General features: G+C 73.8%; 8 protein-coding genes and 5 tRNA genes. 5 read left to right on the forward strand and 8 right to left on the reverse strand.

The annotated features are described in order from the left end of the window. Positions 1 to 88: 88 nt before the first annotated feature. The 3 genes from ACNAVT_RS31435 to ACNAVT_RS31445 form a co-directional block, all read right to left on the reverse strand. Positions 89 to 1,735, reverse strand: a complete 1,647-nt coding sequence (locus ACNAVT_RS31435; protein ID WP_416301608.1) for a PKD domain-containing protein — start codon at positions 1,733 to 1,735, stop codon at positions 89 to 91. 160 nt (positions 1,736 to 1,895) lie between these two features. Beyond that, positions 1,896 to 1,970: transfer RNA gene (locus ACNAVT_RS31440), tRNA-Val, on the reverse strand. A 56-nt stretch (positions 1,971 to 2,026) separates the two neighbouring features. Then, positions 2,027 to 2,099, reverse strand: a tRNA-Gly gene (locus ACNAVT_RS31445). A gap of 205 nt (positions 2,100 to 2,304) precedes the next feature. Between ACNAVT_RS31445 and ACNAVT_RS31450 the strand changes: the two genes are divergently transcribed. Next, positions 2,305 to 2,544 carry a DUF6458 family protein gene (locus tag ACNAVT_RS31450; RefSeq protein WP_416301609.1) on the forward strand — a complete coding sequence of 80 codons (240 nt, stop codon included), beginning with the start codon at positions 2,305 to 2,307 and terminating at the stop codon, positions 2,542 to 2,544. 103 nt (positions 2,545 to 2,647) lie between these two features. On the opposite strand, the gene ACNAVT_RS31455 is transcribed toward ACNAVT_RS31450, so the two are convergent. Further along, positions 2,648 to 3,466: an isocitrate lyase/PEP mutase family protein gene (locus ACNAVT_RS31455; protein WP_416301610.1), complete on the reverse strand. Its 819-nt coding sequence runs from the start codon at positions 3,464 to 3,466 to the stop codon at positions 2,648 to 2,650. 69 nt (positions 3,467 to 3,535) lie between these two features. Here ACNAVT_RS31455 and ACNAVT_RS31460 point away from each other — a divergent pair, with 69 nt between their 5' ends. Continuing rightward, positions 3,536 to 4,516, forward strand: coding sequence for a helix-turn-helix domain-containing protein (locus tag ACNAVT_RS31460; RefSeq protein ID WP_416301611.1), 981 nt, complete (start codon positions 3,536 to 3,538; stop codon positions 4,514 to 4,516). A gap of 85 nt (positions 4,517 to 4,601) precedes the next feature. On the opposite strand, the gene ACNAVT_RS31465 is transcribed toward ACNAVT_RS31460, so the two are convergent. The 3 genes from ACNAVT_RS31465 to ACNAVT_RS31475 all read right to left on the reverse strand — a co-directional run bounded on the left by ACNAVT_RS31465 (position 4,602) and on the right by ACNAVT_RS31475 (position 4,867). Then, positions 4,602 to 4,676 (reverse strand) — tRNA-Val (locus ACNAVT_RS31465). Positions 4,677 to 4,689: 13 nt separating this feature from the next. Next, positions 4,690 to 4,760 (reverse strand) — tRNA-Cys (locus ACNAVT_RS31470). A 34-nt stretch (positions 4,761 to 4,794) separates the two neighbouring features. After that, positions 4,795 to 4,867: transfer RNA gene (locus tag ACNAVT_RS31475), tRNA-Gly, on the reverse strand. A gap of 201 nt (positions 4,868 to 5,068) precedes the next feature. On the opposite strand from ACNAVT_RS31475, the gene ACNAVT_RS31480 reads away from it, so the two are divergent. The 3 genes from ACNAVT_RS31480 to ACNAVT_RS31490 all read left to right on the forward strand — a co-directional run bounded on the left by ACNAVT_RS31480 (position 5,069) and on the right by ACNAVT_RS31490 (position 7,597). After that, positions 5,069 to 5,668, forward strand: coding sequence for a TetR/AcrR family transcriptional regulator (locus ACNAVT_RS31480; RefSeq protein ID WP_416301612.1), 600 nt, complete (start codon positions 5,069 to 5,071; stop codon positions 5,666 to 5,668). Positions 5,669 to 5,755: 87 nt separating this feature from the next. Beyond that, the gene (locus tag ACNAVT_RS31485) at positions 5,756 to 6,424 is read left to right on the forward strand and encodes a class I SAM-dependent methyltransferase (protein ID WP_416301613.1); all 669 of its coding nucleotides are present in this window, start codon (positions 5,756 to 5,758) and stop codon (positions 6,422 to 6,424) included. 9 nt (positions 6,425 to 6,433) lie between these two features. Next, complete coding sequence (locus tag ACNAVT_RS31490) at positions 6,434 to 7,597, forward strand: cytochrome P450 (protein ID WP_416301614.1); 1,164 nt, start codon at positions 6,434 to 6,436, stop codon at positions 7,595 to 7,597. Positions 7,598 to 7,663: 66 nt separating this feature from the next. Here the strand turns inward: ACNAVT_RS31490 and bioD are convergent, their stop codons facing one another. Continuing rightward, positions 7,664 to 8,392 carry a dethiobiotin synthase gene (bioD, locus tag ACNAVT_RS31495; protein ID WP_416301615.1) on the reverse strand — a complete coding sequence of 243 codons (729 nt, stop codon included), beginning with the start codon at positions 8,390 to 8,392 and terminating at the stop codon, positions 7,664 to 7,666. Positions 8,393 to 8,407 lie beyond the last annotated feature (15 nt).

Consider the following 8,407-nt stretch of genomic DNA (forward strand, 5'->3'; position numbering starts at 1 on the left):
CCACACAGGTGAACAACACGCCGCTGGCCGGCACCCGAAGAGGGTGCCGGCCAGCGGCGTTCTCGCATCCGAAAGCGGAACCCCAGCGCTACGCCGCGGGAAGGACGAAAGTCCACGTGGTCGTGGTCGTGCTCGCCGCCGCCCCCACTGCGGAGAACCCGCCGTAGCTGCCGGCCGGCACGGTGCGGCCCGAGTCCGCGAGCAGCACGGTCACCCGACCCCCGCCGGTCTGCGAGCTGTTGCTGCGTACCTCGACGCCGGACGGCGGGGTCAGCGCGGTCGACACCGCGTCCCCGTGCAGCCAGTACGAGACGCCCCAGCTCTGGGCCGCCACGACCGGGGCGGACGGGGTGATCCGGCTGGCGGTGCTGGCCGGGTCGGTGGCCCGGGCGAAGCCGGGCCTCGTCGGGGCGACGCCCCGGTACGCCGCCACGACCAGGTTGCCCTTGGACTGGGCGTCCAGCGTGATGCGTACGGTCGATCCGGCGTCCCCGGCCGCGGCGACCTTCCACCAGGCGGTGGTGGTGGCGAAGCCCCCGTCGAGCCGGTCGAGCTGGGTCCAGCCGGTCACCCCGACGGGCTGCCCGGTGCCGGCGTGGGTGTTCTGGCTCAGGAAGAGCAGCAGGGTGTCGCCGGGCTGGACGGTCGACGGCACCACCACCGAGTGGCTGGTCCAGTTGGCGTTCGCGGTGGCCTGCCCGACGAAGGAGATCCGCTCGGCGACCGGTGCGACGGTGACCTGGACGGTGGCGGTGCCGGTGGCGCCCCGGTCGTCGATGACGGTGAGCGTGACCGGGTAGGTGCCGGCCGCCGCGTACGTGTGCGAGGTGGTGGGCACGGAGGCGGTGCCGACGCCCGATCCGTCGCCGAAGTCCCAGCGGTGGTCCTGGATCGCGCCGTCGGCGTCGGTCGAGCCGGCGCCGGAGAACGTGCAGACCAGCCCGGAGCAGGACGGGACGAGGCCGGCCACGGGCGGCTGGTTGGAGGAGCCGCCCGAGCCCTTCAGGATCTTGATGTAGTCGATGTCGCCGGCGAAGTAGTCGCAGGTGACCTTCACGCCGTCACAGGAGCTCTTGCCACCGATGGAGAGCTGCCAGTCGTTGGCGATGGTGCCGGTCGGCCCGGTCAGCCGGCTGGTCCGCACGCCGTCGACGTACATCTCCACATAGGTCGAGGTGCGGTTGCAGGTGACCGTGTGCCACTGCCCGTCCGAGATCGAGACGTCGGTGTAGCCGGTACGAGAGGCGCCGTCCCCGCCGCGGAACAGGCACGTCGGCCTGCCACCCGGGGCCTCGAACTTCCAGTAGCCGCCGGCGGTCGCGCCCTGTCCCTTCTGGAGGATGTTGCCGAAGGAGTACGTCGTCCGGTAGCGGATGGTGAACGAGAAGTCCCCGGCGTCGGGGTTGAAGTCGGTGCTGTGCGGCACCAGGTCCACGTGGCCCGGCACGTACTCCTTGTCACTGGGCAGGTGGGTGGCGAACCGGTGCCCGGTCGATCCGGCGTAGAGCGCGCCGGTCACCACCTCGGCGCCGATGGTGCCGTTGCGGCCGTTGCCGCTGCTGTCCTTGAGCACGGTCGCCCCGGCCGGCTCGTCCATGCTCCAGAACGCCACGGTCCGGGTGGCGGTCGCCTGGGCGGGCGAGGTGCCCGACACGATCCCCGCCGCGACGAGCAGGGCGGTGACGCCGAGCCGGCGGATCATCCGCGTATCGCGTCTTCCGGTGCCTGACCGCATGCGCTCGCCTCCTCTGGTGTGCGGACCTCACCATGTCACGGGCGGTCCACGTCATCCATGGTCCGTTGGGCGGACCCGGTGAGCGCCGTCGACCTGAATGGAGCGTCGCGCCCAAGCGCGGGCAAGAGAAAAGCCCAGCTCAGCGAGCTGGGCTAGATGTTGGTGGGCGATACTGGGTTTGAACCAGTGACCTCTTCCGTGTCAAGGAAGCGCGCTCCCACTGCGCCAATCGCCCGAACGCGCGCCGGTCGGAACACCGGCGACGGTCGGCCCCGCGAGGGGCGGATCGCGAGCGGACGACGGGATTCGAACCCGCGACCCTCACCTTGGCAAGGTGATGCGCTACCAGCTGCGCTACGTCCGCGTGTCACCGGCACTCGTCGGCGACGGAGGAAACTGTACCCGACGACAAGATCGCCGGGCGAACCGACCCGCCGACACGCGCGCCGCAGCTCCCGGCGCGATGCTGGTGCCCGGCCCTGGACCCCGCCAGGACCTGCGATTGGGCCGGAGAGCGGCTGGGTACTGACTGGTCTCGACAGCACAACCGTCCCCCGAAGGAGGCTGTCGTGGGAATCGGAACCAGCATCTTCCTGATCGCGGTCGGCGCGATCCTCACCTTCGCGCTGGACGCCAAGATCGGCGGCGTCGACCTGGACGTCGTCGGCTGGATCCTGATGGCGGCCGGCGTACTCGGCCTGATCATGACCACGCTGGTCTGGGGCCGCCGCCGCCAGGTGGTCACCCCCGCCGAGCCGGTCGAGTATCGGCGGGTCGAGGAACGCCGGGACGTGACCCCGCCACTGTGACGGAGACACCCGCGGCCGGCGGAGCTGACCGGTCCCGGGACACCACGCACCCGGGGTACCGGTTCAGCTTCGCAGCAGCCGGTGCCCCGGGTCGGGTGGCAGGTCAACCCCGCATCAGCTCGTTCAGCGTCCCGTAGTCGAGGGCGTCGGCGAGCGCGCCGTACGTCCCGGTGGCGAACGCCTCCTCGGCCGCCCGGCGGGCCACCGCGTACGCCGCCTCGGCGACCGCGGAGCCCAGGCTGACCCGGGCCACCCCGACCTCGGCCAGCTCTGACACCGCCGGAGCACCCGGCCCGGCCAGCACGTTCAGCGGACCCGGGATCGCCTCGACCAGAGCGGCCACCGTGCGAAGGTCGACCGTCCCGGGCACGAACACCCCGTCGGCGCCGGCCGCCAGGTACGCCCGGGCCCGCGCAGCGGTCTCGGCGACGTCGCCGGAGCCCCGCAGGAACGTGTCCACCCGCGCGTTGACGAACAGCGGGATCCCGGCCCGGTCCGCCGCGGACCGGACGGCGGCCAGTCGATCGCACTGCTCACCGACCTCCCGCAGCGGCGCCGCCCCGTCGTGCCGGGCGTCCTCGACGTTCACGCCGACGGCACCGGCCGCGACCACTGCCGCGACGGTCGCGGCGACCTCGTCGGCGGTGTCGCCGTACCCGGACTCGATGTCGGCGGTGACCGGCAGCGGCACCGCCGCGACGACCCGGCGCACCAGGTCGACGGCGGCGTCGCGGCCGAGGGCGTCGCCGTCCGGCGCGCCGAGGCTCCAGGCCACGCCGGCGCTGGTGGTGGCGACGGCGCGGGCGCCGGCCGCGGCGACGATCCGGGCGCTCGCGGCGTCCCAGGCGTTCACCAGGACCAGCGGCTCGCCGGGGACGTGCAGGGAACGGAAGTGCAGGGCTCGGGTCTGGTTGTCGTTCACCCGGCCAGTCTGGGCCGGGTCCGCGGGCCGCCCTATTGTTTCAGTCCTGGCTGAAACGAAGGAGGCGTCGTGGTCGCGATCGGCCTGTCGGCGGGCGCCGTGGCGCGGGTCCGCTTCGCGCTCTCCTGCCTCTGGGAGGTCGTCGCCAGCGTACGGGTGCTCCGCGACCCGGGCGACCACGCGATCCACCTGCCCTGGGCGAACCGGGTCCGGCCGCGGCTGGCCGAGGCGGGGCTGCTCGACCCGCGCCGCAGCCTGCTCTGGCAGCTCGTCCCGCCCGCGCCGGGCTACGTGGTCGACTTCCTCAACCCGCCGCCCATCGGCCTGGCCCCCGACCTGGGGACGGAACTGGCCGCGCTGCGCGCCACACCGCCGGACACGGTCCGCGCCCATCTGGACCTCTGTCCCGGACCCCGGCCCTCGGCGCTGGCCGCCCTGTACGCCGACCCCGAGGGCGGGCTGCACCGGCTCGCCGAGGAGATCGAGGCGTACTGGCGGCTGGCCCTGGCCGGCGCCTGGCCCCGGATCCGGGCGCTGCTCGACTCGGAGGTGTTCCAGCGGGCCCGCCGGCTGGCCGAGGACGGCGCGGCCGGACTGCTCAACGACCTGCACGAGCGGGTCCGCTGGGAGGGCGACGCCCTGCTGATCAACCAGCGCCACTGCACGGCCCCGGACGTGCCGGAGGGCAGCGGGCTGGTCCTGGTGCCCTCGGTCTTCGTCTGGCCGTCCGTGCTCAGCATCGCGTCCGGCGGCGTGCCGCAGCTGGCCTACCCGGCCCGGGGCGTCGGCGCGCTGTGGGAATGCCCGCCAACCGCGCCGGACGCGCTGGGCGCCGTGCTCGGCCGAGGCCGGGCACGGCTGCTCGCCGAGCTGGACACGCCACGCTCGACCACCGAGCTGGCGCGGCGCACCGGCCTGTCCCCGGCGGGGGTGTCGCAGCACCTCACCGCGCTGCGCGCGGCCGGCCTGGTGGTGACGCACCGGCAGGGCCGGTCGCTGTTGAGCAGCCGGACGGCCGTCGCGGAGGCGCTGCTGACCGCCTCGACCTGAGCGGTGCCGGGGGCGGGCGACGCCGCCGGAAGAAACAGAAAGGCTCGTCACCGATGTCCGGTGACGAGCCGTCTGCTCATCGAACTGGTGGGCGATACTGGGTTTGAACCAGTGACCTCTTCCGTGTCAAGGAAGCGCGCTCCCACTGCGCCAATCGCCCTCGTCTACTGCCGAGGTGGAGACGGGATTTGAACCCGTGTACACGGCTTTGCAGGCCGTTGCCTCGCCTCTCGGCCACTCCACCGAGGTTGCCCCCGACATGCGTGGCGGCATCTCCGAGCGGACGACGGGATTCGAACCCGCGACCCTCACCTTGGCAAGGTGATGCGCTACCAGCTGCGCTACGTCCGCGTGCCCCCGGTGTTTCCCGGTGACGGATGAGAACTTTAGCCGAGCCCGGGAACGGTTGCCAAATCGGGGTGCCCTTTTTCGGCGCGTCCGGGTGACGGGGGCCCACTCCCTGGAGCTTCCTAGGAGGATTTCGACCGTGGGCCGTTCGACCGGCAGCGCCGGTAACTCCCTGTGGTCACATCGATGGGCTACGGTAACGGCGTGACGAGACGCTCCGCCGAGATCCGCCTGGATGCCCTGCTTCGTACGACCTGTGACGTGATCGCGGAACGTGGACTCGCCAACACCCGCACGGCCGACGTGGCGGAGGCCGCCGGGGTCAGCCAGGCCCTCGTCTTCTACCACTTCGCCACCCGGGACCGGCTGCTCGCGCAGGCGTTCGCCTACGCCGTCGAGCAGGACCTGACCCGGCTCGACACGGTGGTCCGCTCCGCCGCCCCGCCGCTGGCGAGGCTGCGCCGGATGCTGCACCTCCACGCGGCCGGCCGGTCGACCTCCTGGTCGATGCGGATCGACGGCTGGGCGGAGTCGCTGCGCACCCCGGAGCTGGAGAAGCTGTCCCGCCGGCTCGACCTGCGGTGGCGGCAGGATCTCGCGGCGGTGATCTCCGCCGGCGTCGCCGACCACACCTTCAACTGCCCCGATCCCGCAGGCGCGGCGTGGCGGATCAGCGCGGTGATGGACGGCCTGGCGGTGCAGCTCGCGGTGCACGAGCGGGTGATCACCCGGCGGCAGCTCGGCGAGTGGATCCGGCTGGTGGCGGCCCGCGAGCTGGGGCTGGAACCCGGCCAGCTCGACTGAGCCCCGGCCGGGCCGCGACACGCCCGGGATCTGTCCGGCACCGCACCGCTCGGCGGCCGGCGCCGGGCCGTACGTCAGAATCACCCGGTGTCCGACCTGTCCGCGGCCTTCGTCCGGCTGCACGCCCGGCTCACCCCGGTCGCCTTCGTCCCCGAGGTACGGCTGCATCAGGCCGACGAGCCGATCGGCCTCTGGGAGCTGACCGAGGGCGAGTTCCACAGCGCCCAACCGCCACCGTTCTGGGCCTTCGCCTGGGCCGGCGGGCAGGCGCTCGCCCGCTACGTCACCGACCACCCCGAGCTGGTCGCCGGGCGGCAGGTCCTCGACCTCGCCTCCGGTTCCGGCCTGGTCGCCATCGCCGCCGCCCGTGCCGGCGCGGCCGGCGTCCGCGCCGTCGAGGTGGACAAGCGGGCGGTCGCGGCCGTCGCGCTCAACGCCGAGGCCAACGGGGTACGCGTCGACGCCGAGCTCGGCGACATCCTCGACGGGGACGCCGGAGACGCCGAGGTCGTGCTCGCCGGGGACGTCTTCTACAGCGAGGCGATGGCGCGACGGATGCTGCGCTTCCTGCTCCGGGCCGCCCGGTCCGGGGCCCGGGTGCTGGTCGGCGACCCCGGCCGGGCGTTCCTGCCCCGCGAGCGTTTCCACGAGCTGGCCGGGTACGACGTGCCGGTGCCGGAGGCGCTGGAGAGCGTACGGGTGAAGCACACCACCGTGTGGGAGCTGGACCCGACTCCGCCGGGGGCCGCCCGTTAGCGTGTCGCCGTGCTGTTCCGGGGCTGGGGGAAGTCCGTCGACGGTCCGTGGCCCGACGTGGCCACCGTGGTCGACCACGTCGGCGTGCCGCACCTGGTGGTGACCCGGCACTCCCTGGTCCGGCGGCTGCTCACCGATCCGGAGACGTTCCGGCCGGACAACGCCCTCGACGCGGTGACCCCGATCCCGGTGGCCGCCATGCGGGTGCTCGCCGGCCACCGGTTCCGGCTGCCCCCGACCCTGGCCAACAACTCCGCCGCCAGCCACCCCGAGATCCGCGGCATCGTCGCCGACGCGCTGCACCCCGACCGGGTGGCGGCGCAGCAGCCCTGGCTGACCGACCTGGTCCGGCGACGGGTGGCCCGGCTCGCCGATGCGCTGGGCGCCGGCGAGCCGGTCGACCTGTACGCCGAACTCGCCGCCGACCTGCCGCTGCTGGTGCTGGCCCGGCTGGTCGAGCTGCCGGACGCCCCGGTCGGCGCGGTCAAGGACTTCACCCGGGCCGCCCTGGAGCTGTTCTGGGCGCCGCTGGACGACGACCGGCAGCTCGCCCTCGCCGCCGAGGTCGGCCGGTTCCACACCGTGCTGCGCGGATTCGCCGCGACCGGCGGTGGGCTGGCCGCCCGGCTGCGCGACGCCGGGCACTCCGCCGACGTGGTCGTCGGCGCGCTCTTCTTCCTGCTGGTCGCGGGGCAGGAGACCACCTCACAGTTCCTCACCCTGCTGCTGCACCGGCTCACCGGCGAACCGTCGGTGCGGGCCGGGCTCCGCGCGGGCGAGATCCCGGTCGCCGACGTGGTCGAGGAGGGGCTGCGGCTGGAACCGCCGATCGTCACCTGGCGGCGGGTGGCCACGGTGGACACCACGCTGGGCGACACCGCCGTCCCGGCGGGCACCAGCATCGTCGCCTGGCTGGCCCGGGCCGGTCGGGACCCGGAGATCGTCGCCGCGCCCGGCGAGTTCCGGCCGGGACAGCGCGGCTCCCGGCGGCATCTCGCCTTCGGGGCGGGACCGCACCGTTGCGTGGGCGCACAGCTGGCCCGGATGGAGGCGGCGGTGGTGGTCGCCGAGGCGGCACCGCTGCTCGACGGGGTCACCGTGGTCCGCCCGCCGTGGTGCCCGGACAACCTCACCTTCCGGATGCCGGACGCGTTCGTCATCCGAAGAATCTGACGAAAGTCAGGGCGGACCGCCGATCGGCAGCGGTGCGGGCAAGTCCACCACCATGCGGATGGGTGATCAGCCGGCGTCCTCGGCCCAGGCCCGCCAGTCGTCGAGCACCCCGTACAGAGCGGGCGTGAGCCAGCCCGGGGCGGACCTGCGGAACACCCCCGGGTCCATCCCGCCGGCACCCATCGGCACCGCGCCCAGCAGGTTCGGCACCAGGTCGGACAGGTTGAGCCAGTGCACCAGCTCCGGCTCGGCCGGCCAGGCGCCGATCACCACGCCGGCCGGGACAGCCCGGCGTTCGAGTGCCTCCAGGGTGAGCGCGGTGTGGTTCAGCGTGCCCAGCCCGGCACGGGCCACCACCACGGCCGGCGCGCCCAGCGACACCGCCAGGTCGGCCACCGTCCAGGGCTCGCCAGACGGCCGCAGCCCCATCGGTACGAGCAGCCCGCCGGCCCCCTCGACGAGCACCAGGTCGTGCTTGTCGATCTCCTCGCGGATCGCGTCGACGGCGGCGTAGAGCTCCAGCGGCGGCAGCTCGGCGACCCGGGCCGCGGCGAGCGGGGCGAGCGGGTCCGGGTAGCTGGCCAGGGTCCGGCCGGTCAGCGGGGCGGCGAGCCGGCTCACCGAGTCGACGTCGCCGGGGTCGCCGGTGGCCGTACCGGTCTGGCCGGGCTTGACCACCGCGACCCGCAGCCCCGCGGCCTGCGCGGCGGCGGTGATCGCCGCGGTCACCACGGTCTTGCCCACCTCGGTGTCCGTACCGGTCACCAGCACCGGCCCGGTCCAACCGTTCGTCATGAGGCCACCTCAGTT

The organism is Micromonospora sp. SL4-19 (assembly GCF_047921475.1).
In the GTDB taxonomy this organism is placed as follows: Bacteria; Actinomycetota; Actinomycetes; order Mycobacteriales; family Micromonosporaceae; genus Micromonospora.

Coding starts and splice junctions, on each gene's coding strand:
- ACNAVT_RS31435 (WP_416301608.1), bottom strand. CDS start 1,735: ATGCGGTCAGGCACCGGAAGACGCGATACGCGGATGATCCGCCGGCTC.
- bioD (WP_416301615.1), bottom strand. CDS start 8,392: ATGACGAACGGTTGGACCGGGCCGGTGCTGGTGACCGGTACGGACACC.